This window comes from Mesorhizobium sp. NFR06, from assembly GCF_900115245.1.
Classification (GTDB): Bacteria; Pseudomonadota; Alphaproteobacteria; order Rhizobiales; family Rhizobiaceae; genus Mesorhizobium.
In genome coordinates this window covers 332,207-358,820 of record NZ_FOVT01000004.1, presented here as the reverse complement: position 1 = coordinate 358,820, position 26,614 = coordinate 332,207, and the positions used below count along the sequence as shown (strand labels likewise).

Here is a 26,614-nt window from a genome sequence, read left to right as displayed (position 1 = left end):
CGAAAATGGCGGGTTCCGAGAACCGGAGCGGAGCGTACTTAACGTACGTGAGCACCGGCCTACGCCGGCCGTAGCCTCAAATTAACCGCCACGTCGGTCATGAGTGCTTCGGCCGGCGAAGGCCGGAAGCGCAGGAAGCCGGCATTTGCAGGCCGGCCTCACCCGAATATCACCACGCCCTAATGCGTATCCGATCCTATATAGGCGATCCGCAGCATGTTGGTCGAGCCCGGCGTCCTCAGCGGCACGCCCGCGGTGATGATGACGCGGTCGCCGGGCTTGCCAAAGCCTTCGTCGAGCGCGATGCGGCAGGCCCGGTCAACCATGTCGTCGAGGTCGATGGCGTCCTCCGAGACGACACAATGCGTGCCCCACAAAAGCGACAGCCGGCGCGCCGTGTTGAGGATCGGCGACAGCGCCACGATCGGCACCTGCGGGCGCTCGCGGGCGGCGCGGAGCCCAGTGGTGCCCGACGCGGTGTAGGTGATGATCGCCGACAATTTCAGCGTCTCGGCGATCTCACGCGCCGCCAGCGAGATCGCGTCCGCGCCGGTCGCTTCCGGCTCCGAGCGCTGCGCGTTGATGATGCCGGCATAGGTCGGATCGGTTTCGACCTTGGTGGCGATGCGGTTCATCATGGCGACGGCCTCGACCGGATAGGCGCCGGCCGCGGATTCGGCCGAAAGCATGATGGCATCCGCGCCTTCGAACACGGCGATAGATACGTCGGACACCTCGGCGCGGGTCGGCACAGGTGCCGTGATCATCGATTCCAGCATTTGCGTCGCGATCACCACCGGCTTGCCGGCGCGGCGCGCGGCGCGCGTGATCTGCTTCTGGATGCCGGGCACGGCCTCCAGCGGCATCTCGACGCCGAGATCGCCGCGCGCGACCATCAGCGCATCGGACAATTCGATGATCTCGGCCAGGCGGGTCACCGCCTGCGGCTTTTCGATCTTGGCCATGATCAGCGCGCGGCCGCGCGCGATCTTGCGCGCTTCGGCGAGATCCTCCGGCCGCTGCACGAAGGATAGCGCCACCCAGTCGACGCTCGCCGCCAGCACGGCGTCGAGATCGGCGCGGTCCTTCTCGGTCAATGCGCCGACCGGCAGGTCAGTGTCGGGCAGGCTGACGCCCTTCTTGTCGGAGATGCCGCTGCCGGCGACGACCGTGCAGGTGATCGACCTGCCATCGCTCTTCAGGGCCTTCAGCTCCAGCTTGCCGTCATCGATCAAAAGACGGTGACCGGCCTCCACCGAGCTCAGGATCTCCGGATGCGGCAGGTAGACGCGGTTGGAGTTGCCGGGTTCGGGATTGTCGTCGAGCGTGAAGGTCTGGCCGGCGGTCAGCGCCTCCTTGACGTTGGCGAACTTGCCGACCCTGAGCTTCGGGCCCTGCAGGTCGGCGAGGATACCGATCGGCCGACCGACGGCGGCCTCGACGGCGCGGATGCGGCCAACGAGCGTGCGCATCAGCTCGTGGTCGGTATGGCTCATATTGATGCGGAAGACATCGGCGCCCGCTTCGAAGAGCTTCTTCAGCATCTCCTCGGAAGAGGAAGCCGGCCCGATGGTGGCGAGGATCTTGACCTTGCGGTTGCGTCTCATTGACTGTTTGTTCCCGGAGCGGGGGCCGCTGGCGCGCCTCCCGTTGCGGGCTCGTCGGTCAACTGGACCATCCAGCTGGCCTGCTCGCCCGTGTCATATTCCTGAAATCCGGCGCGTTGAAAGCCCCGGGCGACGCAATCATTCACGCCGGCAATCTTGAACTCTTTTTCGGCCACGCACATGTTGATCGGGCCGTCCCAGCGCCCGCCGCGCTCGGCGTCTTCTGCATAAAGATAGTAAAACCTTGATGACAGCGGACCCTCGATCAGCGTCTTGCAGGTCGATCCCTCGATATGCCACCAGCCCTCGGTGATCCAGCCGGCCTTGGCGCGATAGCCGATGCCGACGCCCACCAGATTCTGCGTCGCGTTGCAAACGCGGAAGTCGGCCCGGGCCGGCGAGGTCGCGCAAAGCGCGAACAAACCCGCGCCGATGATCAGCAACGGCACGGCCAGGCGCTTGCGCAACCGACCGGCAAAACCCATCGCAGATCCCCTCGCGAACCACATTTGCATCTCTCGAAGCCCTTTTCAGCAAACTCCGGTCGCATGTCAACGCGCCGTTTTGTTCAATTCCAATCGATTTAGAAGGGTCCGTCGCGCAAGTTCTCGTCCCATCCGGGATTTTTTGCAGAAACCTTGGCCAAACAACGGCATTGCGCCAGCGTCCTCTTCGTGGAATGACGATACCACATCGAAGTCGCCACCCCCTTTTCAGCTGATGACCCGATCCACAGTTTTCACGCCGTTCGACATTGTCGAGGGCGACCGCAAGAAAGGCGTCGTGCTTCTCGCCGATCACGCCCGTCGCGACCTGCCAGACGAGTATGGCAGTCTCGGTTTGCCGGCATCCGAATTCGACCGCCACATCGCCTATGACATCGGCGTCGAGACGGTGACGCGCGAGCTCGCCGCGGCGCTCGACGTGCCGGCGGTCTTGGCCGGCTTCTCGCGGCTGTTGATCGACCCCAACCGGGGTGAGGACGACCCCACCATGATCCGTCAGCTCTATGACGGCACCCTGGTGCCGGGAAACTATCCCATGGCCGCCGAGGAGCGCGAGCGGCGGCTCGACCGCTTCTACCGGCCCTATCACGACGCCATTGGCGCGATGATCGCCTCCGTCGCCCATGCCTCAGGCAAAGCGCCGTTCATCTTCTCCGTGCATTCCTTCACGCCCGTGATGCAGGGTTTTGTCCGCCCCTGGCATGTCGGCGTGCTGTGGGACCTCGATGATCGCGTGGCGCGGCCGCTGATCGACATGCTGGCCGAGGATAATAGCCTCGTCGTCGGCGACAACGAGCCCTATGACGGTGCGCTGCGCGGCGACACCATGTTCCGGCACGCCATCGTCAACGGCTATGCGCACGCGCTGATCGAAATTCGCCAGGATCTGATTGCCGACCGCGCCGGCGCTCTCGCCTGGGCCGAGCGCCTGGCACCGATCGTTGACGCAATCGACCGCCGTCCCGATATACACGAGGTGAAGATGTTCGGCTCGCGCACCGGGCCGGCATAAGGCCGTCAGGCCAGCAATTTACGTGAAGGCCGTCAGGCCGGGAGTTTCCCGAGATGACCGAACTCAGCGACGACCAGAAGCGCGATTTCGAGGCAGCTGCCTTTCGCCGGCTGGTGGAGCATCTGCGCGAGCGCGGCGACGTGCAGAACATCGATTTGATGAACCTCGCCGGCTTCTGCCGCAACTGCCTGTCGAACTGGTACCGCGAGGCTGCCGAGGCGGACGGCGTCGCGCTCTCCAAGGAGGAGTCGCGCGAGATCATCTATGGCATGCCCTATGCCGAATGGCAGGCGCTCAACCAGACCGAAGCGTCGGAGGCCAAGAAGGCCGAGTTCGAGGCGAGGCGACCGAAAGATCACTGAGCGGTATATGGCTCGCCCCTGCGGCTTCGTCATTCTGGGGCGGAGCAAGGAGCGAAGCGACGCGCGCCGTTACGCCTGCGGAGGAATGCTACGGTCCAGAAAAGAGGATGCATACCGCTGACGCTACGGTGCCAAAGCCTGCGCCGCTGCGACGCCTCGAAGTCACGGAATGGATCCTCGGGTCTGCGCGCGTCGCTTCGCTCCTTGCTCCGCCCGTGGATGACGAACGAGAAAGCGTTTCTGCCAACCTCCAAAGCAGAATCTGTCACGAACGAAACCGGCCCTCGGTCCGCTCGCTTCTGGCCCAACCACTCGCGAGGGAGCAGTTCTTGACTACAGATTGAATCGATCTAATTTGCCGCGCAAATCCACCGGCGCACCGGATTTCAGAGCATGAGCATGCCAACCACAATGCAGGCCGCGACGCGCGGCCGCTGGGCCGTTGCCGGCATTTTCCTCGCCAACGGCTTCCTCACCGGCAGCTGGGCGCCGCAGATTCCGGTGTTCCTCACCCGCCTCGACATCTCGAAATTCACGCTCGGCCTGCTGATCCTTTTGTTCGGCGTCGGCGCGGTCATTGCCATGACCTGGTGCGGCCATCTCATTTCCAGGCACGGCTCGCGCACGGTGACGCGGCTGTTCGGCATCTGCGGCAGCTTTGGCCTGTTGATCGTGGCGCTTGCGCCAAACGTTCCCCTTGCGGCGATTGCCATGCTCATCTTCGGCGGCTCGATCGGCGGCATGGATGTCGCGATGAACTCCAATGCCGTGGTCGTCGAACGCAGGCTGTCGCGCGCGATCATGTCGTCCTCGCACGGCTTCTGGAGCCTTGGCGGTTTCGCCGGCGGCGCGCTCGGCGGCTACACCATCGAGAGTTACGGCTACCTCTCCCATGCGATCATGGTGACGGTGATCGCCTTTGCCGTCGTCGCCATTGCCATCAATTATCTCGTCGCCGAGGAGCGGCCGCGGGCCGTCGAGCACCGGAAATTCACGCTGCCACGCCACGCGACGGTCTATCTGGTCGGATTGATGGCGCTGCTCACCATGATCTCGGAAGGCGCGGTGCTCGACTGGGCGGCGCTTTTCCTGCACCAGGAGCTTGGCGCCGACCTGGCGATTGCCGGCCTCGCCTATGCCGCCTTCTCCGGCGTCATGGCGCTGATGCGTTTCCTGGGCGACGGCGTGCGCAACCGCTTCGGCGCGGTGGCGACGTTGCGCGGCTCGGCGCTGATCGCCGCCGCCGGCATGCTGGTCGCCGGCCTCTCGCCCTCGCCTTACCTTGCCATTGCCGCGTTTGCCTTTTGCGGCTTCGGCATTGCCAATATGGTGCCGATCATCTTCTCGGCCGGCGGCAACCAGGAAGGCATGTCGTCGGGCACCGGGATGAGCGTCGTCACCACCATGGGTTATTCCGGCATATTGGTGGCGCCGTCGGCGATCGGCTTCGTCGCCGAGCGCTCGAGCTTCGGACCGATTTTCATCGCGCTTTCCGGACTGTTGGTCGTCGTCCTGCTGATGGCCGGACTGGCTTACAGGGCCGAATTCGCTGCCGAGCCGCTGGCGGCCGAATAGCGCTTCAACGCCTCATGCAGGAAATCCGCCACGCGGCGGATGCGTACGCTGGTGCGCACGTCGCGATGCATGGCGAGCCAGACCGGCAGGTTCGGCAGGGGCACGCCCGGCAACAGCTTTTCCAGATCCGGGTCTCGGTCGGCTAACGGTTCCTGGCCGATGCCGATGCCGTTGCCGGCCCGCACCGCTTGCCACAGCACGATCTGATTGTCGGTCCGGAAGCGGAAATGGCTGCGGCCCACCGGAATGCCAAACGAGGTGAAGCCGCGAATGATCTCGTCGCTGCGGTCGAAGCCGACCAGCGCGTGATTGGCAAGGTCGGTGGGCTTTTCGGGGCGGCCGCTCCGGTCGAGGTATGAGCTGGCGGCGCACAGGCAGAGCGCGATGTCGGTGACCTTGCGCGCCACCAGTTCGTTCTGCGCCGGCCGGACCATGCGGATGGCGATGTCGGCGTCGCGGCGCAAAAGGTTCTCGACCTGGTTCGAGGCGACGATCTCGACCTCGATGCCCGGCTCTTCCTCGCCAAGGCGGGCCATCATTTCAGGCAATACGCAGGCCGCGACAACCTCCGAGGCGGCGATGCGCACGGTACCCTCGATCGCCTCGACCGCGCCCAGCGCCAATAGGGAAAAGGCAATGGCCTCTTCGCTCACCGCCCGTCCGCGCTCATAGAGCGCGCTGCCGGCCTCGGTCAGCTCGTAGCCGCGCCGACCGCGCCGGAACAGCGTGACGCCGAGCGCCAGTTCCAGCTCGGCGATATGGCGGCCGAGCGTCGGCTGGCTGGCCGAGAGCTTGCGCGCAGCCGCCGAAAGGCTGCCGCTCTCGGCGACCGCGACGAAGCTTTTGATCAGGTTCCAGTCGAATTCCTTCATTCATTTTTGAATAACAGATCGCCAATCTCAGTCAATTTTAATTCATCTTCGGGCGCATCAGATTAGCGAGGCAAACGCGAACAACGGAGAAAGCAAATGACCAAGATCGCAATTCTGGGCGCCAATGGCCGGCTCGGCCGCGTGGTTGGCAAGGCTTTCATCGACGCCGGTTTCGATGTCCGCGCCGTCACACGCACCGGCAAGGTTCCGGCAGAGATGAAGGGCGCTGTCGCCGTTGCCGGCGACGCGCTGGATCGTGAGTCCCTGAGCCGCGCAACGCAAGGCGCCGACATCATCTTCAACGGCCTGAACCCGATCTACACCGACTGGGGCAAGTGCCTGCCGATGGCCGAGAACGTCATGGCCGCCTGCCATGCCAACAACGCGCTGCATCTCTTCCCCGGCACCGTCTACAATTACGGTTCGCCGATGCCGGCGGTGATCACCGAAGAGACGCCGTTTCATCCGACCACCGAAAAGGGCCGCATCCGTTGCGCCATGGAAGACCTGTTCCGCGGCGAGGCGGAAGCCGGCCGCGTCCGCACCATTGTCCTCAGAGCCGGCGATTTCTTCGGCGGCACCGGCAGCGGCTCCTGGTTCGACCTCGTCGTTGCCGCCAAGATGAGCAAGGGCGTCTACACCGCGCCCGGCCCGGCCGACCTTACCCATGAATGGGCCTATCCGCCGGACTTCGCCGTCGGCTTCGTCGGCCTGGCCCGCAACCTTGGCAAGCTCGGCTTTTACGAAGCCATCAACTTCCCCGGCCACGCCATCACCGACCTCGACATGAAGGCCGCGGCGGAGAAGGCGCTGGGTCGCAAGCTGAAGCTCTCGTTCATGCCCTGGTGGGTGCTGCGCGCCGGCAGCCCGTTCGTGGCCATGTGGCGTGAGATCGTCTCGATGTCCTATTTGCGCTTCGAAGCGCATCGGCTGGTCTCGACGCGGCTGGCCGAGGTCATCGGCGAAATTCCGCACACCCCGCTCGAACAGGCGGTGAAACAAGCCCTTCAGGATATCGGCATCGCCCTCGTGCCTTATAAAGCGGCCGGTTGAAAGTGTCCGGCCGCCTCATTGTCGAGATCAGATCCTGCCCATCAACAGCAGGATAAGCAGCACCACCAGAATGACGCCGACGATGCCGGACGGCCCGTAGCCCCAGGATCGTGAATGCGGCCAGGCCGGCACCGCTCCGATCAGGATCAGGATCAGAATGATGATGAGAATTGTGCTGATCGCCATGAGAACCCTCGCCCTTGATAACGCATGCCGCCGTCCCAAAACCGCTGCACACGTTTGGGCGAGATGCGTAATTGACCTCGAAGGGACAATGCAAAAAGCCGCCCGGTTGTTCCCGGGCGGCTTTTGTCGTCGGGTTCTGAACGCGCTCTATTCCGCGGCTTTCGGGAAGGCGACCGCAGGCTCGGCGCCGGCCTCCACGACCGGTTCACCCGTCGAGGCCTTGCCCTTGCCGCGCCGCAACAGGCGGCTGAACCAGTTGCGCTGACCGGGCTTCACCTTGGCGCGGGTGAACACCATCAGCATGGAAGGCGTCACCACCAGCGTCAGCAGCGTGGCGAAGGAGAGGCCGAAGACGATCGCCGAGGACAGCGAGATCCACCATTGCGTCGATGGGGCGTTGATCGTCGTCTCGTGATGGAAGATTTCCAGGCCGAGGCCGAAGGCGATCGGCAGCACGCCGAGGATAGCGGATACCGCCGTCAGCACCACCGGACGGGCGCGCTCGCGGCAGGTCTGCAGCACCGCGTCCATCTTGTCCCAGCCTTCCTCGCGCAGCCGGTCATAGGTGTCGATGAGCACGATGTTGTTGTTCACCACCACGCCGGCGAGCGCGATGACGCCGATGCCCGACATGACGATGCCGAAGGCCTCGCCCGTCAGAAGCAATCCGAGGAACACGCCGATCGTCGCCATGACCACGCAGGACAGCACAAGCCACACGCTGGTGAACTTGTTAAACTGCGCAAGCAGCACCAGGAAGATGAGGAAGATCGCCGCGCCGAACGCCTTGCCGAGGAAGGCGCTGGCTTCCGCGCTGTCCTCGTTCGAGCCGGCCAGCTTCCAGCGAACGCCGCTGCCCAGATCCATGTCGGCGACGGCCTTGGTGACCTGCTCCTGTACAGCCGCGACCTGCGCGCCGGCGCTGACATTGGCCTGCACCACCACGGTGCGCGCACCGTCGATGCGGTTCAGGATACCGACGGTCGGTTCAGGCTTGCGCACGACGAAGTTCGAGATCGGCACCGACCCTTGCGAGGTCTGCACCCGTAGCTCGTCGAGCGTCGACAGCGTGCGCCGGTCTTCCGGCAGGCGCAGACGGATGTCGACGGCATCGTCGGCGCCGGCCGGCCGGTATTCCGAGAGCTTGAGGCCGTTGGTCACCAGTTGCACCACCGTGCCGACCGAAGTCGGACTGATGCCGTATTGCGCCGCCTTGGCGCGATTGACCTCGATCGCCCAGTCGACGCCGGGCGGCGGCAGGCCGTCCGAAATGTCGATGACATTGGGGATCTTGGCGATGCGCGCCGCCACCGCGCGCGCCTTGTCGTCGAGCCCGGCCGGATCGGCGGCCGACAACCTGATCTGGATCGGCTTGCCGGTCGGCGGCCCGGCTTCCGGCACGCGCACTTCGACATCGACGCCGGGAATGCCGGCCATCACGCCGCGCAGGTCGTCGAGGATCTGGTTGGCGGACTTGCGCTCGCGCCAGTCGACGAATTCGTACTGGATGACGCCGACCACGTCTTCCGGAATGTCCTGGCCGCCGCCTTGCGTCTTGCCGACGCGGGTATAGACCGACTTCACGCCCGGCCAGCCGAGCAGCCGGTTTTCCGCCGTCTTGGTGGCGGCGTCCATTTCGGCCAGCGAAAGGTTGCCGCGGGCATGCACATAAAGCAGGCCGTAGTCAGGCTCGACGCTTGGGAAGAACTCGACGCCGGCGCCATATTTCGAATAGGCGAAGCCGACGCCGACCAGCAAGCCGACGGTGAGCAGGATGACGGTCACCGGGAAGCGCACCGCCTGCTTGACGACGGCCATGTACCAGCCGTCGCGATGATCGCTTTCGTGATGCTCCGGCGCCTTGGCGAAGATCGCGCCCAAAGTCGGCGCGAAGACCAGCGCGTAGAGCATCGAGGCCGACAGCGTCACGATCAGCGTGATCGGCATGTATTTCATGAAGTCGCCGATGATGCCGGGCCAGAAGAGCAGCGGCGAGAAGGCGGCGATGCGCGTCATCGTCGCCGCGATGACCGGGCCGGCCATGCGCTTGGCGGCCAGCGCGAAGGCATCCGCCTTCGGCATGCCCTCGCTCATGCGCCGTTCGGCGAATTCGGTGACGATGATGGCGTCGTCCACCAGCATGCCGACCGCCAGGATGAGGCTGAACAGCACGATCATGTTGATCGTATAGCCCATCATGGCGAGCAGCAGGATGCCCATCAGGAACGACGACGGGATGGCAAGCCCGATGAGCAGCGACGCCCGCCCCGACAGCGCATAGAGGATGACGATGAACACCAGGATGACGGCGATCATCACATGGTTCTGCAAGTCACCGAGCAGCTGGTTGACGAAGACCGATTTGTCCTGCGTGTAGGTGACATGCATGCCTTCCGGCATCGATTTGATGAAGTTATCGGACACTTCCCTGACATGGGTCAGCGTATCGATCAGGTTGGCGCCGATGCGCTTCTTCACCTCGATGGCGATGGCCGGCCTGCCGTCGAGGCGGGTCACCGTCTCGGCGTCCTTGAAGGTCGAGCGGATCGTGGCGACGTCCTTGGCCCGGACCACGGCATTCGGCGTGGCTACGACCGGCAGGTTGGCGACATCCTCGGGCGTCTCGATTAGCGACGGCACCTTGACCGCGTATTTGCCTTCCGAGCCTTCGAGATTGCCGGCAGCGACCAGGCTGTTGGAAGCGCCGACGCCCTGGATCACCTGGTCGAGCTGCAGCCCGTAGGAGGAAAGCTTCACCGGATCGATGACGACTTCGACCAGGTCGTCGCGCGCGCCTTGTATAGTGCCCTCAAGAACGCCCGGCACTTCCTCGATGCGGTCGCGCAGTTCGCGCGCCGCCGCCGTCAGCACACGCTCGGGCACATCGCCGGACAGCGTCACGACCAGGACGGGAAACTCAGAGATGTTGACCTCGGTAACAACCGGTTCTTCTGCCGCCTGGGGCAGGTCAGCCTTCGCGTCCTGAACCTTCGAGCGTGTATCAGTCACCGCGGTGTCGACTTTTATAGACGGCAAAAACTCAAGAAAGACAAAGGCGCCGCCCTGATAGGCGGATGATTTCATCTCCTTTAACCCTTTGAGACTTTTGAGCTTTGCCTCTAGAGGCCTAAGCAGAAGTCTTTCAGCGTCTTCGGGCGCAATGCCTTGATAGGCGACATTTATGTAAACATAAGGGGTCGGAACATCCGGCTCCGCTTCCTTCGGCGTCGACTGATAGGCGACCCAGCCCGCTGCGAGCAGGAACATCAGCGCCGAGATCGTGAGGCGGGCGTTGTTGATGGCGAGTCTGACGATGTCCATGACTTATGCTTGCTGTTTTCTAGGGAAGCGGCGACACTGGTCAGCGGTGCCGGTCGAGCCGGCGCCAAGCGGTCGCGCTACTGGGTGCCGGCGGTGGCTTCGCCGATCAGCTTGTTGATGGTCGCCTGGTCGGCTTCAACGGGCTTCACCAGGTCGCCTTCCTTGACCAGTTCCTGGCCGGCGACGATGATGCGCGCTTCGTCCGGAATGCCGCCCAGCACCAGGCCGTGTGGCGTATCGTCGACCAGGTCGATCGGGAAGAACGCCACCTTGTCGTCGTTGCCGACGGCACGGATGCCGAGGTCGCCCTTGTCACCGAGCGTCACCACCGAGCGCGGCAGCATGACCGCATTGGTCGGCTCGGCGCTGAGCGTGATCTCGGCCGTCATGCCGGCGGGGATGGAGCCGTCTGCATTGGGGATAGCCACTTCGACACGGAAGGTGCGGGTCTGCGACGAGGCATCGCGGCTGATGTAGCGCACGGTGCCGGTGACCTTCTGGTCGTTGACCAGGCGGACATCGGCTTCGTCGCCGATCTTGACGTAGCGCAGGTCGCGCTCGCTGATTTCGCCGCGGGCGATCACCGGATCGAGCTTGAGGACCGTCGCCACCTCGCCGCCCTGCATCACCGAACTGCCGAGCTCCACCGGAATGCGATCGATGACGCCGTCGAACGGCGCCTTGACCTCGTTGCGGTCGAGTTCGGCCTGCGCGGTATCCAGCTGGGATTGCGCCAGGGTCAGATTGGAGCGCGCGGTGTCGAGCTGCAGTTTCGGCAGGTTGCCGGTCTTGGCCAACCGCTCTGCGGCGTCGAGCTCGGCCTTGCGCTGCACCAGAAGCTGCTTGGCATTGTCGACGTTGGAGATCTTCTCTTCCGCCGCGAGCATCAGCACGAGGTCGCCGGTCTTGACGTGATCGCCCTGCTTGACCGGCAGCTTGTCGATGACGCCGGCGACGCGTGCCGCCAGCACGGCGCGTTTGTCCGCCTCGGTCAGCCCGGAGATGCGGATGGCGCGCGCATAGGTCTTGCGCGGCGGCGTCACCACCGCGACCGTGCGCGGTGCGGCCTTGGGCTCGGCTTGCGCCGTCTTGGGCTTGGCGGCCTCCGGCTGCCCGGCTCCGGGCTCCGCCGACTTGCCGGCGCCGGCGTGCTTGTCGGTGGTAACCGACTTGTCGGCTGCGCTGCCGACGGACGAAAATTCGCCCGTTCCCATCCAGGCCGCGAATCCGATGAGCACGGCGATGGCTGCAAGCTTGTGAAACCTGAATTTCGGCATCGTCATTTTTCCGTTGCTGGGCCTGGCGAGGTCGGCGCTCCCGACTTCGGGCGCGCGGCCGATATGGGTGCGCGCGGGGCCCGGTTCAATTTGCCGTGATCGGCGAAAGCGCGCTTCTACCTCAAAGTTGGGGCGCAATATAGCCGGAAAAGTTGCAGGATCATTGCGTGGTGGAATACTGTACCTCGACAAACATGGGCTTTTCTGCCTGCCGACTGCGGCTTTTGCTGGTGCGCCGATTAATTTCCCGCAGCTTACCTTGGGTTACTGGCAGCAGCCGTCAGCATGATGCAAAAAATCTTCCATCGACAGGGCAATTGCCCGATCGGAGTGCGGTCCCGCCTCCCGCCATCGCGGCTCGAAGCTGTCAAGTGATGAGATTGAGCAAGCGGAAGATGCGCTCGAAGGTTCTGCCGTAGGGCGGGCGCAGCAGGCCGCCGGCGCTGAGCTTCGACTGGATGAAGATCGGCTTTTGCTTGCTGAAGGTGCGAAAGCCCCATTCGCCGTGATAGGCGCCCGTGCCGCTGTCGCCGACGCCGCCGAAAGGCTGCCGCTCCTGCACCAGATGCATCATGCAGTCATTGACCGTGACGCCGCCGGCCACGGTTTCCTGCATCACCCTCTGGCGATTGGCGCTGTCGTTGCCGAACCAGTAGAGTGCCAGCGGGCGCTCGCCCCGGTTTACATGGTCGATGGCCTCGTCCACCGTGCCGTATTCGACGATCGGCAGCACCGGCCCGAAGATTTCCTCGCGCATCAGCCGCAAATTCTCGCCGGCATTGCGGACCAGCACGGGCGCCATCTTGCGGTCGGTAACGCCGAGCTTCTCATTCCCCGGATTGACCTCGGTGATTTCGGCGCCGCTGTCGCGCGCCTCGGCGACCATGTCGTTCAGCCGCCGATGATGCCGCTCGCTGACGATGGCCGTATAGTCGGGATTGTCGCCCAAGCGCGGATAGAGCCTCCCCATGGCGGCGGCGAACTTGGCCGCAATCGCCGCGCCTTGGCCTTGCGGCACCATGAGATAGTCCGGCGCGATGCAGGTCTGGCCGGCGTTGAGCAGCTTGCCATAGGCGACGCTGGCGACTGCCGCGTCGAGATCGCACGACGGGTCGAAGATCGCCGGCGACTTGCCGCCGAGCTCGAGCGTGACAGGGGTCAGATTGGCGGCGGCGGCCAGCGCCACCTGGCGGCCGACCGCCGTCGAGCCGGTGAACAACAGGTGGTCGAAAGGCAAGGACACGAACGCCTTGCCGACCTCGGCATCGCCGACCACCACGCTGACCTCGTCGGCGGCGAAATATGTCTCGACCAGGCTGGCGAGCAGGTCCGAGAATTTCGGCGTCAGCTCCGACGGCTTGATCAGCACGCGGTTGCCGGCCGCCAGTGCCGCGGTCGCCGGCGCGATGGCGAGCTGGAACGGATAGTTCCAGGGCGAGACGATGCCGACGACGCCGAGTGGCTGCGGCAGAAGGCGGTTGCGGCCGGGCATGAACGGCAGGCTGGTGGCGACGCCGCGCTCGCGCATCCAGCCGCGCAGATGCGACAGCGCATGCCTGATGCCGGCGCGAACGACGAACAATTCCGCAAGCCGCGTTTCCTGCGCCGAGCGGGCGGAAAAATCGCTGTCGATCGCCGCGCAAATCTCAGCCTCATGCTTTTCGGTGAGCGAAAGCAGGCGGTTCAGCCGGTCTTTGCGTCGCTCGAGCGACGGGAACGGCTCTTTCTCGAAGGCTCGGCACTGCGCTTCAAACCTGACCCCGAGGGCGTTCTGTCTGGTCTGCAGCATCGCTACCTCCCCTTTACGTTCAGGTAAGTTAGCCCGCCCGGACAATCGAATCCAGCGTTACGCCGGTTCCGTTGCGGAAAGTCGCCTGCGAACAGTCATCAGCCGAATCGGCGTGGACGGCGGAACCAGCCGGTGCTCGCGTGGTTCTTGCGAGCGCCTTTCACCCGCCACACCTTTGCGAGGCGGCCGTGCATCAAATCCCGACCGAACTGTCGCGCGGCGCGGACGACCCCGCTATCAGGCGCGGCGGCGCGCGGATTCCGGCTTGATGCGCGCGGCGAGGAACTCCTTGACCCGGCGACCCGGCGCCGGGCCGCGCAACGGCTTGAAGCCGTCGTCGAGCTCGCCCGAAAGATCGAGTGTCGCTTGGCTGCCGACGGCGTCGTAGTTTTCTTCCAGCCAGTCGCTCGCCGCGCTTCGGCCGAGATCGCGCAAATAGGCGATGAACGCCCATTCGGCATTGACCTTGGACGACGCCGAGAGGTCCTTGAAAGCCTCGTCGGCATCGATGCGGTGCATGCGGATGTCGCGATATTCGCCATGCGGAAGGCGTCCGGCGGCGATCAGTTCCTTGACGAAGGCGATCGAGCGGAATTCACGCAGCAGCCCTGCGTTGAAGGTGATCTCGTCGATGCGGTTCTGGATCTCGTTGGCGCTTTTCGGCGTGCCTTCGCGCACCACGGGATTGATCTGCACCAAGAGCACGTCCTCGGTCGCCGCCGTCTTGAAGAACGGATAGAGCGCCGGGTTGCCGCCGTAGCCGCCATCCCAATAGGGCACGCCCTTGATCTCGACCGCCTGGAACAGTTGCGGCAGGCAGGCCGACGCCATCACCGTGTCGAGGTCGATCTCGCCGTCGGAGAAGACACGCAATTGCCCTGTTTCGACGTTGGTCGCCGAGATGAACAGTTCCATCGACTTGCAGGCGCGCACGTTGCCGAAGTCGATCTCCTCGCCTACCACGTCGCGCAGCGGGTTGAGACCGAGCGGATTGGCGACATAGGGCGAAAACACCCGCGACATCGTGTCGAAGAAGACGTAGCCGGGCGTGTTCTCGATCGACCAGTTGCCCCAGGCGACGTCCCACGGCATGCGCTGCACCGGGCTGAAGCGGCCCTTCGCCGCCACCGCGCGCCAGAAATCGTCGAGTTTTTTGCGCGCCCCCTCGATGCCGCCGCGCACGAAACCGTCGGCCAGGGCCACCGCGTTCATGGCGCCGGCGCTGGTGCCGGACACCGCCGCGATCTCCAACCGCCCATCCTCGAGCAGACGGTCGAGCACGCCCCAGGAGAATGCGCCGTGCGAGCCGCCGCCCTGCAGCGCAATGTTGATCTTCTTCTTTTCCTCCGCCTTGCCGTTCTTCGCCATGGCGTTCCTTGTCTCGATGTGCCGGCCTGCCCCTGGGTCATTTGGACGGGCACGGCACAGTCAGCCTATGTTGCAGTGCAGCATATAAGGGCTGACCAAGGCAAGAACACGAACACACAAGCGTGATCGCTGAATTTTCGGTCGTGTAAACCTCTCCGTCCGCCCAGGAGCGGAGAGGTTGCAGCAAGCTCACCGCAACATCAGGCGACGAGATCGGGCACCGGCCCGACATAGCGCGATTGCGGCCGGATGAGCCGCCCAGTTGCCTGCTGCTCGCGCGCGTGCGCGATCCAGCCAGCGACACGGCCGGCGGCAAAGACGTTGGAGAACGCTTCTTTCGGGAAACCGGCGGCTTCGAGCAGCAGGGCCGTATAGAATTCGACATTGGTCTGGATCGAACGCTGCGGCTTGGCGATCCTGAGTACTTCGAGTGCCGCTTGCTCGACCGTTTCGGCAAAAGCCAGCCTGCTGTCCATCTTTCCGCTGCCCATCTTTCCGGCGCTCGTCTCTTTGCGCGAGCCGAGCTGCCGCAAGGCCGCCTTCAGCACGTCGGCGCGCGGATCACGCACGCGGTAGATGCGGTGGCCGAAGCCCATGATGCGCTCGCCGCGCGCAATCTCGCCGCGCAGCCAGGCGGCGGCATCGCCGCTCGCCTCGATGGCGTCCAGCATCTCGATCACCGGCCCCGGCGCGCCGCCATGCAGCGGACCCTTGAGGGCGCCGAGCCCGGCCAGGATCGCCGAGGTCAAGCCCGCCTGCGTCGACGCCACCACCCGCGTCGCGAATGTCGAGGCATTGAGCCCGTGGTCGCAGACAGTCACCAGGTAGGTGTCGAGCGCCCTGGCAAGCGCCGGCGATGCGGCGCCGGCGAGCATCCGCAGCATATCGCCGGCATGATCGGCTTTTTCGTCAGGCGCGACCGGCGTCTCGCCGCCGCCGAGCCGCAGCAGGGCCGGCGTCAGCACCGCCGGCGCCGCGATCAGCCGCAGCGCGTCGGCAAGCTCCTCGCCGTCGGGCAGCATGGCCATGCCGGCGCGCATGGCGCTGTAGATATCGAGCGGCACGAACTCGGCGAGCATCGGCTGCAGTCGATCGAAAACCTCGACACGCGCGCTGCCGATCGCCCTTTCCAGTTCAGCGTCACCAGGAAGCTCATCGAAGAAACCGTCGAACAGGAGGCGGACCACCTGGCCGTAGCGCCAGTGACCGGCCAGCTCCTTCAGCGAATGGCCGCGGACCGTGAGATGTCCGCCCGCGCCGTCGACATCGGAAAGCACCGTGTCCGCCGCCACAACATCATCGAGTCCGTTTGCCATGACCTGTCTCCTTGGGCTTTGGCATTGCAAATTTTGTACATTGCAATAATGCTGGGGAATCAATACATCAATGTTGATCAATCAAATCAATGTAAGGCGCGGAACGATATGTGGGAATGGCTGACGCGGGAGGAAGCGCTGGCCCGGCTCAACGTCCGGCCGCAGACGCTCTACGCCTATGTCAGCCGCGGCCGTATCGGCATGAGGCCCGACGACACCGATCCGCGCCGCAGCCAATACCGGGCCGACGACATCGCTGCGCTCGCCACCCGCCGGGCGCGCGGACGCAGCCCGGCAGCGATCGCCGAAAGTGCCATCGCCTGGGGCGAGCCGGCCATCACCACCTCGATCTCGACAGTTCTGCATGGCCGCCTCGTCTATCGCGGGAAGGATGCGGTTAGCCTTTCGACGACCGCGACACTCGAGGAGACTGCCCAGCTCCTGTGGGCCTCCGACCGTCCGGTGTCGTTCGCTTCGCTGACCCCTTCAGCCGTTCGGCAAGGCGGCACGCCAACGGCGTTCGCCAGGCTCTCGGCGCTAGCGGCCGAAGGCTGGCCCTCGCTCGGCCGCCGGCCGGCCATGCTGCAGCAGGACGGCGCCGCCGCTACCAGCGCGCTCGCCACAGCGCTGGGCGCCGCGCCAGGCTCGGAGCCGGTGCATGAAAGGCTGGCGCGGGGCTGGTCGGTCGACGCCGCTGGCGCCGGTCTCATCCGCAAGGCTCTCGTGCTGTTTGCCGATCACGAGCTCAACGCCTCGACTTTCGCCGCGCGCGTCGCGGCCTCCACCGGCGCACCGATAGCGGGCTGCCTGCTTGCGGGCCTCGCCACCCTTACCGGCCCGCGCCACGGGGGCGCGGGCGCCGCCGCGATCGCCCTTGTCGAGGATGCCGAGCGATTGGGACCGGACGAAGCGATCGCCCGCTGGCTCGCCCACGACCGGCCGCTGCCCGGATTTGGCCACCAGCTCTACCCCGAAGGCGATCCGCGCGCCGGGGCTTTGCTGTCCGATTTCAAGGTCGACGATGGGCTGTTGCGTCTGCGCGATGCCGCTTTGGCCGCGACCGGCATGCATCCGAATGCCGATTTCGCGCTGGCCGCGCTGACCCGGCGCCTGCATCTTCCGGCCGATGCGCCTTTCCACCTGTTCGCGCTCGGCCGCAGCGTCGGCTGGACGGCGCATGCCGTCGAGCAGGTGACCAGCAACAGACAGATCAGGCCGCGCGCCCGTTATGACGGGCCTGCCGGGACGTAGTGGTGACCAGCCTTGCAATGAAGCGCCGTAGGGTGTGTCGAGATTCAGGTCAGGCCGAGTCGAGAACGATGGCTTCCGAGAACCGGAGCGGAGCGTACTTAAAGGACGTGAGCACCGGAAGCGCAGGAGGCCGTCGTTCGCAGGCCGGCCTCACCTGAATATCAACATGCCCGTCAGGACATCGTGTCCAGCTTGCGCTGCATGGCCGCGATCTGCGCCTTCAATTCCTGCAGATCGTCGGACTTCTCTTCCTTCTTCGGCGGCTCGGCCGGCGCCGTGGAATTGGTTCCGGCGGACGGGAACGGCGTGAACATGCGCATGGCGTTCTGGAACATCTCGACATTGCGCCGTGTCTGTTCCTCGAGCGCCTTCATCGGCGTCTTCATTATGTCGATCGGCGCCTTGCCGAAAGCGCCTTTCAGTTGCTCGCGGAACCGCTCCTGCTCCTTGGAGAAGGCGATCATCGACTGTTCGAGGAAGCTCGGCACGATCATCTGCATCTGGTCGCCGTAGAAGGCGATGAGCTGGCGCAGGAACGGGATCGGCAGCATGTTCTGCCCGTCCTTGTTCTCCAGTTCGAAGATGATCTGCGTCAGCACCGGATGGGTGATGTCGTCGCCGGTCTTTGCGTCCTGAACCGTGAACTCCTCGCCTTTCTTGACCATCTCGGCCAAGTCCTCGAGCGTCACATAGGTGCTAGTGCCGGTATTGTAGAGCCGGCGATTGGCATACTTCTTGATGACGATCGGGTCGTCTTTTGCGGCCATCCGTATCCTCCCCAGGACACCGGCACCTCTCGGAGTAAGCGGCCGGTAACGATTGCGCCCTTTGTCGAGGATACGCGCAAAAGCGTCACAATTCCAAGCGGTTTGTGCACTGCGGCATCAATTAATGCTGCGCAGCCATTGCAAAATCCGCTGCGCGGTCAACGTCATGTTACCGCAACCGGCGCGCGCTCGGCTTGCCGCGCATGGCGGCTATGCCCATTTCCGGTTTGACTCGGGGTTTCGAACGGGCAAGAAAGTCCTAAAGCGATCCCGAAAATACGACACCTCGAAGTCTGGAGAAGAAAATGTCCGCTTCCAATGCCATCGTCGTCGCCAGCGCCGCCCGCACCGCGGTCGGCTCCTTCAACGGCAGTTTCGCCGCCACGCCGGCGCATGAGCTCGGCGCCGTCGTCATCAAGGAACTGCTCGCGCGGTCCGGCGTCGAGGCCGCGGAAGTCGACGAGGTCATCCTCGGCCAGGTGCTGACCGCCGCGCAAGGGCAGAACCCGGCGCGCCAGGCCTCGATCAATGCCGGCCTGCCGAAGGAGACCACGGCCTGGGGCCTCAACCAGGTTTGCGGCTCGGGCCTGCGCGCCATCGCGCTCGGCATGCAGCAGATCGCCACCGGCGATGCCAAGGTGATCATCGCCGGCGGCCAGGAATCGATGTCGCTGTCGCCACACGCCGAGCACCTGCGCGCCGGCGTCAAGATGGGCGACTACAAGATGATCGATACCATGATCAAGGACGGCCTGTGGGACGCCTTCAACGGCTACCACATGGGCAACACCGCCGAGAACGTCGCCCGCCAGTTCCAGATCACCCGCGACGATCAGGACGAGTTCGCGCTCGCCTCGCAGAACAAGGCCGAGGCCGCGCAGAAAGCCGGCAAGTTCAAGGACGAGATCGTCGCCTTCACCATCAAGGGCAAGAAGGGCGACACCGTCGTCGACCAGGATGAATATATCCGTCACGGCGCGACGCTCGACGCCATGACCAAGCTGAAGCCTGCTTTCGACAAGGACGGCACGGTGACCGCCGCCAACGCGTCCGGCATCAATGACGGCGCCGCCGGCGCGCTGCTGATGACCGAGGCGGAGGCTGCCCGGCGCGGTATCACCCCGCTGGTGCGTATCGCCTCCTGGGCGACCGCCGGCGTCGATCCGGCGATCATGGGCACCGGACCTATTCCCGCTTCGAAGCGGGCGCTGGAGAAGGCCGGCTGGTCGGTCAAGGACCTCGATCTCGTCGAGGCCAACGAGGCCTTCGCCGCGCAGGCCTGCGCCGTCAACAAGGGCATGGGCTGGGATCCCTCGATCGTCAACGTCAACGGCGGCGCCATCGCCATCGGCCACCCGATCGGCGCGTCCGGCGCCCGCGTCTTCAACACGCTGGTCTACGAGATGCGCCGCCGCGGCGCCAGGAAGGGCCTGGCCACGCTGTGCATCGGCGGCGGCATGGGCGTCGCCATGTGCGTGGAAGCGCTCTAAAAAACGAGTGAATGGTGAATGGCAAATGATGAATGGAGATAACTGACCCGTCTTCGACCATTCACCATTCACTATTGACCATTCACCAGAACAGGGAGGAGGAACTTCATGTCCAAAGTAGCAATCGTCACCGGTGGATCGCGCGGCATCGGCGCGGCGATATCGATCGCCTTGAAGAACGCCGGCTATTCGGTCGCAGCCAACTATGCCGGCAATGATGAGGCGGCCGCGAAGTTCAAGGCCGAGACCGGCATCCCGGTCTACAAATGGTCGGTCGCCGACTACGACGCCTGCGCCGCCGGCATCGGCAAGGTCGAGGCCGATCTCGGCCCTGTCTCGGTGCTGGTCAACAATGCCGGCATCACCCGCGACGCCATGTTCCACAAGATGACGCGTGAGCAATGGAAGGAAGTCGTCGACACCAACCTGTCCGGCGTCTTCAACATGACGCATCCGCTGTGGAGCGGCATGCGCGACCGCAAGTTCGGCCGCGTCATCACCATCTCCTCGATCAACGGCCAGAAAGGCCAGGCCGGCCAGGTCAACTATTCCGCCGCCAAGGCCGGCGACATCGGCTTCAGCAAGGCCCTTGCTCAAGAAGGCGCCCGCGCCGGCATCACCGTCAACGTCATCTGCCCCGGCTACATCGCCACCGAAATGGTCAAGGCGATCGACGAGAAGGTGCTCAACGAACGCATCATTCCGCAGATCCCGGTCGGCCGTCTGGGCGAGCCGGAAGAGGTCGCGCGCTGCGTCGTCTTCCTGGCCTCGGACGAAGCCGGCTTCATCACCGGTTCGACGATCACGGCCAATGGCGGCCAGTACTTCGTCTGATGTCCCAGTACGTCGTCTGATATCCTTTGTCGTCGAGGCGGCCCTGGTATCGGGAGCCGCCTTTTTTCGCCCGGCGGCAGGTCGGCGCGACAGCGTGTCTCAATTCGGCACGCAGAGGTTAACGGCCTCGACCAGTCCCTGTGCGAAACCCGTTCACAAGCTGTGTGTTCTCGGTGGGCAAGCTGTGGATAACACCATATCTAGGGGTGAACAAACCGGGAAAATCCGCCCATCGCTGATTCGTCGCCGATTCGTTCCGGCTTTGGACGGAAAGTTAACGGCCGACGGCACGAATGGCGCCGAATTCGTTAAAAACGATTAGGAAAAATCAACAATTTCATAATCTTGAGGACCGACTACAAGTCGATGGCGACCGTTCGCCGGCAAAGGTTAACGCCGGCTTCGGTCAGGCAAGACCAAGCATGAATCGGGCCAGTTTCGGGATTCAGCATGTGGTGAGACTCATGGTCAAAAAATCCACATATAGCCGTGAACAAAACCTGAATCAGGCTGAGTCAGCGATTCGTCGCTGATTCGTTCCAGACTCGTTCCAGCAGTTAACAGAAGCCGATTTTGACCGTTCCCGGCCGGCCTCGACTGTCCTAAGAGAACATTCCGCTTTCGCTTCGCGTGCTAAATCCCTATGTGTCGGCTGTCACACGCGGCGGCACCGTCGCGCTTCCGACCAAAAAGCGGCAGAGACTTCCGGGCCGATGAACATCCAGCCGAAACACTCCCAGCCGCTGATCCTTTCAGGCCGCGACGTGACGGCCGTGCTTGGGCCCACCAACACCGGCAAGACCCATCTCGCCATCGAGCGCATGGTCGCGCATGAGACCGGCGTCATCGGCCTGCCGCTCAGGCTGCTTGCCCGCGAAGTCTATGCCCGGGTCTGCGAGAAGGTCGGCGCCCACAAGGTGGCCCTGATCACCGGCGAGGAGAAGATCGTCCCGGCCGGCGCGAAATATTCGGTCTGCACTGTGGAAGCCATGCCGCGCGAAACCGACGCCGCCTTCGCCGCCATCGACGAGGTGCAGCTCGCCGGCGATCTCGAGCGCGGCCATATCTTCACCGACCGCATCCTGCATTTGCGCGGCCGCCAGGAAACGCTGCTTCTCGGCGCCGCCACCATGCATGGCATCCTGCAACGTCTGTTGAAGGGCGTGTCGGTGGTGACGCGGCCGCGCCTGTCGCACCTCGCCTATGCCGGCTCCAAGAAGCTCACCAGGCTGCCGCGTCGCACGGCGATCGTCGCCTTCTCCGCCGACGAGGTCTATGCCATCGCCGAGCTGATCCGCCGCCAGCAGGGCGGCGCCGCCGTCGTGCTCGGCGCACTGTCCCCCCGCACCCGCAACGCCCAGGTGGCGCTGTTCCAGTCGGGAGACGTCGACTACCTCATCGCCACCGACGCCATCGGCATGGGCCTGAACCTCGACCTCGACCATGTCGCCTTTGCCCAGAACCGCAAATTCGACGGCTATCAATACCGCAACCTGAGTGCCGCCGAGCTCGGCCAGATCGCCGGCCGTGCCGGCCGCCACCTTCGCGACGGCACATTCGGCGTCACCGGCCAGGTCGATCCGTTCGACGATGATCTGATCCAGAAGATCGAGGGCCACGATTTCGATCCGGTGAAAGTGCTGCAGTGGCGAACCGCCGATTTCGATTTTTCCAGCCTCGATGCGCTGAAGCGCTCGATCGAGACCAACGCGCCGGTCGAGGGGCTGACGCGGGCACTGCCGGCCGTCGACGCGCAGGCGCTTGAGCATCTGTCGCGCGATGGCGACATCCGCGCGCTCGCCTCCGGCAAGGAGCGCGTCGCGTTGCTTTGGGAAGCCTGCGCCCTGCCCGACTACCGCAAGATCGCGCCGGCGCAGCATGCCGACCTCGTTGCCTCGATCTATACGGACCTTGCTCGCCATGGCCATGTCGATGAGAATTACATGGCCGAGCAGGTGCGGCGCGCCGACACCACCGAAGGCGATATCGACACGCTGTCGCACCGGATCGCGCAGATCCGTACCTGGACTTTCGTCTCCAACCGGCCCGGCTGGCTGGCCGATCAGCTACACTGGCAGGAAAAGACGCGCGAAATCGAAGACAGATTGTCGGATGCGCTGCATGAGCGGTTGACGAAACGGTTTGTAGACCGCAGGACTTCCGTCCTCATGCGGCGCCTTAGAGAAAATACCATGCCTGAAGCCGAAATCAGCCCAACCGGAACCGTCCTCGTCGAAGGCCATCATGTCGGCGAGTTGCAAGGGTTCCGCTTCACCGCCGACCAGAGCGCCGGCGGCGAAGACGCCAAAGCGGTGCGCACTGCCGCCCAAAAAGCGCTCGCGGCCGAGTTCGAGGCACGCGCGGAGCGCTTTGCCGCCTGCGCCAACGGCGACCTGGCGCTCGGCTCCGACGGCGTCTTGCGCTGGATCGGCGCGCCGATCGGCACGCTGGTTGCCGCCGACGAGGCGCTGAAGCCGCGGCTGGTCCTGCTTGCCGACGAGCAGCTGACCGGCCCTGCCCGCGACAAGGTCGCGGCGCGCGCCGAGCGCTTCGTCAATTTCCAGATCGAGACGCTTTTGAAGCCGCTGGTCGACTTGAAGAATGCAGACCAGCTCAGCGGCATCGCGCGCGGCATCGCCTTCCAGCTGGTCGAGCATTTCGGCCTGATCAACCGGCGCGACATCGCGGATGAGATGAAGTCGCTCGACCAGGAAGGCCGCGCCGCGCTGCGGCGCCTCGGCGTGCGCTTCGGCGCCTACCATGTCTTCGTGCCGGCGCTCATCAAGCCCGCGCCGGCCGGTCTGGTGACGCTGCTGTGGGCGCTGAAGAACGACGGCAAGGACAAGCCCGGCTTCGGCGATGTTGTGCATGCGCTCGCCTCGGGGCGCACCTCGGTGGTCATCGATCCGGCTTTCGACAAGACCTTCTACAAGCTAGCCGGCTATCGCAACCTCGGCCGCCGCGCCGTGCGCGTCGATATCCTCGAACGGCTTGCCGACCTCATCCGCCCGGCGACCAACTGGAAGCCCGGCCTCGGCCAGCGCCCGGACGGCGCCTATGACGGCCACGCCTTCATGGTGACGCCACCGATGATGTCGATCCTCGGCGCCACCGCCGACGACATGGAAGAGATCCTCAAGGGCCTCGGCTATCGCTCCGAGGCAAAGCCCGCCGCCGAGGTAAAGGCGAAGCTCGAGGCGCAGGACAACGCGGCCCGCGAGGCGGCCGCGGCGAAGCAGGCGGCCGAAGAGGCCACGCGCGCTGCACAGGCGGCCGAGGCGGGAGCTGCGGTGGCGGACACGGTTGCGGAGGCACCGGTCGAGGGTTCGGAGCCGCCGGCCGCTGTCGAACCTGCAGCCGAAGCTTCGGCTGAAGCCGTCGCCGAAGTGGCAGCGGAGCCTGCCGCGGTAGAGCCGGCAGACGTACCGGCCGAGGCTCCGGAAGAGGCTCCACCCGCGGAGGAAGACACCGCGGTGGCTCAGTCAGTCGAAAGCGCCGACGCGCTTACCTCCCCCTCGATGGGGGAGGTCGCGGCGCGAAGCGACGCGGGTGGGGGTGACGGCGCCGACGTTGCAGACACCGACACCGCCGGCGCCCCCCACGAGGGGGAGGGTAACACCGCCGAAATCCCAGCCGAGGCCGAGGAACCGAAACCAATCCTTCTTTGGCGGCAGGCCCGTTTCGATCACCAGCGCCCACGCCATCGCCACGATAACCGTCGCGACAATCGTCCGCGCAGCGGCCAGCCTGCGCGCGACGGCCAGGCTGGCACCGCCAGCGGCCAGCCCGGCGACAAGCCCGCCCATGAGGGCCGGCGCGACGGCGCCGGCAAACCGCGCTTCGACCGCTCGAAGTTCAAGCCGAGGCCGGAGACAGGCGATCGGCGCGAAGGCAGGCCGCAAGGCGAGCGGCCGGACCGCCGCGAGGGCCGGCCCGACTGGAAGGGCAGCAGGCAGGACGGCAAGGGCAATGCCGCGGGCGGCAAGCCGGCCTTCCAGAGCAAGCCGCGCGAGGAGCGCCCGCAGCGCTTCGACCCGGATTCGCCCTTCGCCAAGCTTGCCGCCTTGCGCGACCAGCTGAAGAAATAGCACGCCGGTACCGATGGTTGGAGAAGGTCGCCAGCGCATCGACAAATGGCTGTTCTTCTCGCGCGCCGTGAAATCGCGCTCGCTGGCGGCGAAGCTCGTCATTGCCGGGCGCGTCCGCATCAATCGCGACAAAGCAGCGCAGGCCTCCGATCTGGTCAAGCCGGGCGACGTGCTGACCATCACTCTGGAGGGCCGCATCCTTGTCTGGAAAGTGCTCGACTGCGGCGCCCGGCGCGGCCCGGCGCAAGAGGCGCGCCTGCTTTACGAGGACATATCGCCGCTGCCGACACCCAAGGGCGAAGCCGTTCGCGACGCCATTCCGGCGCTGCGCGAGGCAGGCAGCGGCCGCCCGACCAAACGCGAGCGTCGGCAAACTGACCGACTGCTCGGCGACGACTGAGCGGGCGCAACCGGGGCCTCGAGCGCAAGCGGCTGGAGTTCCATTTCCCGACGTCGGCCATCGGCCGCAACCCCCGCCCTTGCAAGCAGCCGGCAAAGGCGTTACCTCACCTGAAAAGCCGAGCAAATCGGGTCGTCCCGGAGCCTGCAATGACCTATGTCGTGACCGACAATTGCATCAAATGCAAATACATGGACTGCATCGAGGTCTGTCCGGTCGACTGTTTCTACGAAGGCGAGAACATGCTCGTCATCCATCCCGACGAGTGCATCGACTGCGGCGTCTGCGAGCCGGAATGCCCCGCCGACGCGATCAAGCCGGACACCGAGGGCGGCCTCGACAAATGGTTGCAGGTCAACTCCGAATACGCCGAGAAATGGCCCAATATCACCGCCAAGAAAGAGCCGCCGGCGGACGCCAAGACCTTCGACGGCGAGACCGGAAAGTTCGAGAAATATTTCTCGCCGGAACCCGGCGAGGGCGATTGATGCGGGCGCTGGCAACGCCGGCATGACGCGACGTAACGTGGCCGATACGATTGCTGTCTTGACAGGCAGCGACCCCGCTTGGCGTTAGCGAACGCAGCAAAACCTTGATTCTTCCGACTTTTTGTGTTACATGAACCAAACATGCCGGTGACACAACGTCGATTTATGGCGCTAACGCCCCAAATCACTGAAAGGTGAGCTTTTAGATCCGGACCAGAGCGATCTGGGGCAGGCAATCGCATTCGTGCGGTTTGCCGGTTCCTGCTTTTCCGGTGGCTCACGCTGTTGTGCGGCTAACGGTCGGCTATCGCCGACCCCACGGATTCGAGCCGGCATGAAGCCGGCTGCACAACTAAGGAGTTCAGGGCGTAATGGCAACGATAACCCCGCAGAAGAAGTCCACCGCGGCTCGCCACGGGTTCAAGACCGGTGAGTTCATCGTCTATCCGGCGCATGGCGTCGGCCAGATCGTGGCGATCGATGAGCAGGAAGTTGCGGGTCACAAGCTGGAACTGTTCGTCATCGATTTCCAGAAGGACAAGATGCGGCTGAAGGTGCCGGTCGCCAAGGCGACCTCGATCGGCATGCGCAAGCTGTCGGAAGAGGATTATGTCGACCGCGCGCTCAAGGTCGTGCAGGGCCGCGCCCGCATCAAGCGCACCATGTGGTCGCGCCGCGCCCAGGAATATGATGCCAAGATCAATTCCGGCGACCTGATCTCGATCTCGGAAGTGGTGCGCGACCTCTATCGCGCCGACAACCAGCCGGAGCAATCCTATTCCGAGCGTCAGCTTTATGAAGCCGCGCTCGACCGCATGGCCCGCGAAATCGCGGCGGTGAACCGCATGTCGGAAACCGAAGCGGTGCGCCTCATCGAGGTCAACCTCAACAAGGGTCCGAAGCGCGGCGCCAAGGCCGACAACGAAGAATCCGAACAGGAAGAAGCTGCCTGAGCTCTTTCGTTCTGACCGAATGCGAAGAACCCGGCCTGGCGCCGGGTTTTTTGTTTCTGGGGCTTTACTCTCCCCTTTGTAGGAGGTCGCTGCGAAGGA

General features: G+C 64.6%; 21 protein-coding genes. 11 read left to right on the top strand and 10 right to left on the bottom strand.

Features of this window, described 5'->3' with window-relative positions; translation table 11 throughout:
- Positions 1 to 179: 179 nt before the first annotated feature.
- Positions 180 to 1,607, bottom strand: a complete 1,428-nt coding sequence (gene pyk / locus F3H96_RS10640) for a pyruvate kinase (protein WP_149791888.1) — start codon at positions 1,605 to 1,607, stop codon at positions 180 to 182.
- A complete protein-coding gene (locus tag F3H96_RS10635; RefSeq protein ID WP_149791887.1) occupies positions 1,604 to 2,092 on the bottom strand; it encodes a DUF1036 domain-containing protein in 489 nt (162 codons plus the stop codon). The genes pyk and F3H96_RS10635 overlap by 4 nt, the downstream gene beginning before the upstream one ends.
- A 235-nt stretch (positions 2,093 to 2,327) precedes the next feature.
- On the opposite strand from F3H96_RS10635, the gene F3H96_RS10630 reads away from it, so the two are divergent.
- The 3 genes from F3H96_RS10630 to F3H96_RS10620 all read left to right on the top strand — a co-directional run bounded on the left by F3H96_RS10630 (position 2,328) and on the right by F3H96_RS10620 (position 5,062).
- Positions 2,328 to 3,125, top strand: coding sequence for an N-formylglutamate amidohydrolase (locus tag F3H96_RS10630; RefSeq protein WP_149791886.1), 798 nt, complete (start codon positions 2,328 to 2,330; stop codon positions 3,123 to 3,125).
- Between the two features lie 53 nt (positions 3,126 to 3,178).
- Entirely contained in the window at positions 3,179 to 3,487 is a 309-nt protein-coding gene (locus tag F3H96_RS10625) for a DUF1244 domain-containing protein (RefSeq protein WP_149791885.1), read from the top strand.
- A 393-nt stretch (positions 3,488 to 3,880) separates the two neighbouring features.
- Positions 3,881 to 5,062 (top strand): MFS transporter, encoded by a 1,182-nt coding sequence (locus F3H96_RS10620; RefSeq protein ID WP_149791884.1) that lies wholly within the window; start codon positions 3,881 to 3,883, stop codon positions 5,060 to 5,062.
- On the opposite strand, the gene F3H96_RS10615 is transcribed toward F3H96_RS10620, so the two are convergent.
- The gene (locus F3H96_RS10615; protein WP_149791883.1) at positions 5,020 to 5,934 is read right to left on the bottom strand and encodes a LysR family transcriptional regulator; all 915 of its coding nucleotides are present in this window, start codon (positions 5,932 to 5,934) and stop codon (positions 5,020 to 5,022) included. The two genes, F3H96_RS10620 and F3H96_RS10615, sit on opposite strands and share 43 nt — an antisense overlap.
- A 96-nt stretch (positions 5,935 to 6,030) precedes the next feature.
- Here F3H96_RS10615 and F3H96_RS10610 point away from each other — a divergent pair, with 96 nt between their 5' ends.
- Positions 6,031 to 6,987 (top strand): SDR family oxidoreductase, encoded by a 957-nt coding sequence (locus F3H96_RS10610; protein ID WP_149791882.1) that lies wholly within the window; start codon positions 6,031 to 6,033, stop codon positions 6,985 to 6,987.
- Between the two features lie 27 nt (positions 6,988 to 7,014).
- Here F3H96_RS10610 and F3H96_RS10605 read toward each other — a convergent pair whose 3' ends face one another.
- From F3H96_RS10605 to F3H96_RS10580, 6 genes are all read right to left on the bottom strand, one after another.
- Entirely contained in the window at positions 7,015 to 7,173 is a 159-nt protein-coding gene (locus tag F3H96_RS10605; protein ID WP_149791881.1) for a DUF3309 family protein, read from the bottom strand.
- A 147-nt stretch (positions 7,174 to 7,320) separates the two neighbouring features.
- On the bottom strand, positions 7,321 to 10,494 hold the full coding sequence (locus F3H96_RS10600) for an efflux RND transporter permease subunit (protein ID WP_149791880.1): 3,174 nt from the start codon (positions 10,492 to 10,494) through the stop codon (positions 7,321 to 7,323).
- Positions 10,495 to 10,571: 77 nt separating this feature from the next.
- Positions 10,572 to 11,771 (bottom strand): efflux RND transporter periplasmic adaptor subunit, encoded by a 1,200-nt coding sequence (locus F3H96_RS10595; RefSeq protein WP_149791879.1) that lies wholly within the window; start codon positions 11,769 to 11,771, stop codon positions 10,572 to 10,574.
- A 367-nt stretch (positions 11,772 to 12,138) separates the two neighbouring features.
- Positions 12,139 to 13,560 carry a coniferyl aldehyde dehydrogenase gene (locus F3H96_RS10590; RefSeq protein ID WP_149791878.1) on the bottom strand — a complete coding sequence of 474 codons (1,422 nt, stop codon included), beginning with the start codon at positions 13,558 to 13,560 and terminating at the stop codon, positions 12,139 to 12,141.
- A gap of 237 nt (positions 13,561 to 13,797) precedes the next feature.
- Positions 13,798 to 14,928: a patatin-like phospholipase family protein gene (locus F3H96_RS10585; RefSeq protein WP_149791877.1), complete on the bottom strand. Its 1,131-nt coding sequence runs from the start codon at positions 14,926 to 14,928 to the stop codon at positions 13,798 to 13,800.
- Between the two features lie 200 nt (positions 14,929 to 15,128).
- The gene (locus F3H96_RS10580; RefSeq protein ID WP_149791876.1) at positions 15,129 to 16,244 is read right to left on the bottom strand and encodes a citrate synthase/methylcitrate synthase; all 1,116 of its coding nucleotides are present in this window, start codon (positions 16,242 to 16,244) and stop codon (positions 15,129 to 15,131) included.
- Positions 16,245 to 16,352: 108 nt separating this feature from the next.
- Between F3H96_RS10580 and F3H96_RS10575 the strand changes: the two genes are divergently transcribed.
- Complete coding sequence (locus F3H96_RS10575) at positions 16,353 to 17,495, top strand: citrate synthase (RefSeq protein WP_149791875.1); 1,143 nt, start codon at positions 16,353 to 16,355, stop codon at positions 17,493 to 17,495.
- A gap of 173 nt (positions 17,496 to 17,668) precedes the next feature.
- On the opposite strand, the gene phaR is transcribed toward F3H96_RS10575, so the two are convergent.
- Complete coding sequence (gene phaR, locus F3H96_RS10570) at positions 17,669 to 18,262, bottom strand: polyhydroxyalkanoate synthesis repressor PhaR (RefSeq protein WP_149791874.1); 594 nt, start codon at positions 18,260 to 18,262, stop codon at positions 17,669 to 17,671.
- A gap of 305 nt (positions 18,263 to 18,567) precedes the next feature.
- Here phaR and F3H96_RS10565 point away from each other — a divergent pair, with 305 nt between their 5' ends.
- The 6 genes from F3H96_RS10565 to F3H96_RS10540 all read left to right on the top strand — a co-directional run bounded on the left by F3H96_RS10565 (position 18,568) and on the right by F3H96_RS10540 (position 26,515).
- Complete coding sequence (locus F3H96_RS10565; RefSeq protein ID WP_149791873.1) at positions 18,568 to 19,752, top strand: acetyl-CoA C-acetyltransferase; 1,185 nt, start codon at positions 18,568 to 18,570, stop codon at positions 19,750 to 19,752.
- 108 nt (positions 19,753 to 19,860) lie between these two features.
- The gene (phbB, locus tag F3H96_RS10560; protein ID WP_149791872.1) at positions 19,861 to 20,586 is read left to right on the top strand and encodes an acetoacetyl-CoA reductase; all 726 of its coding nucleotides are present in this window, start codon (positions 19,861 to 19,863) and stop codon (positions 20,584 to 20,586) included.
- 713 nt (positions 20,587 to 21,299) lie between these two features.
- Positions 21,300 to 24,674 carry a helicase-related protein gene (locus tag F3H96_RS10555; protein ID WP_149791871.1) on the top strand — a complete coding sequence of 1,125 codons (3,375 nt, stop codon included), beginning with the start codon at positions 21,300 to 21,302 and terminating at the stop codon, positions 24,672 to 24,674.
- 13 nt (positions 24,675 to 24,687) lie between these two features.
- The gene (locus tag F3H96_RS10550) at positions 24,688 to 25,074 is read left to right on the top strand and encodes an RNA-binding S4 domain-containing protein (protein WP_149791870.1); all 387 of its coding nucleotides are present in this window, start codon (positions 24,688 to 24,690) and stop codon (positions 25,072 to 25,074) included.
- Positions 25,075 to 25,223: 149 nt separating this feature from the next.
- Complete coding sequence (gene fdxA, locus F3H96_RS10545; RefSeq protein WP_149791869.1) at positions 25,224 to 25,562, top strand: ferredoxin FdxA; 339 nt, start codon at positions 25,224 to 25,226, stop codon at positions 25,560 to 25,562.
- 371 nt (positions 25,563 to 25,933) lie between these two features.
- Positions 25,934 to 26,515 carry a CarD family transcriptional regulator gene (locus tag F3H96_RS10540; protein WP_095816705.1) on the top strand — a complete coding sequence of 194 codons (582 nt, stop codon included), beginning with the start codon at positions 25,934 to 25,936 and terminating at the stop codon, positions 26,513 to 26,515.
- The last annotated feature ends 99 nt before the right edge of the window (positions 26,516 to 26,614 follow it).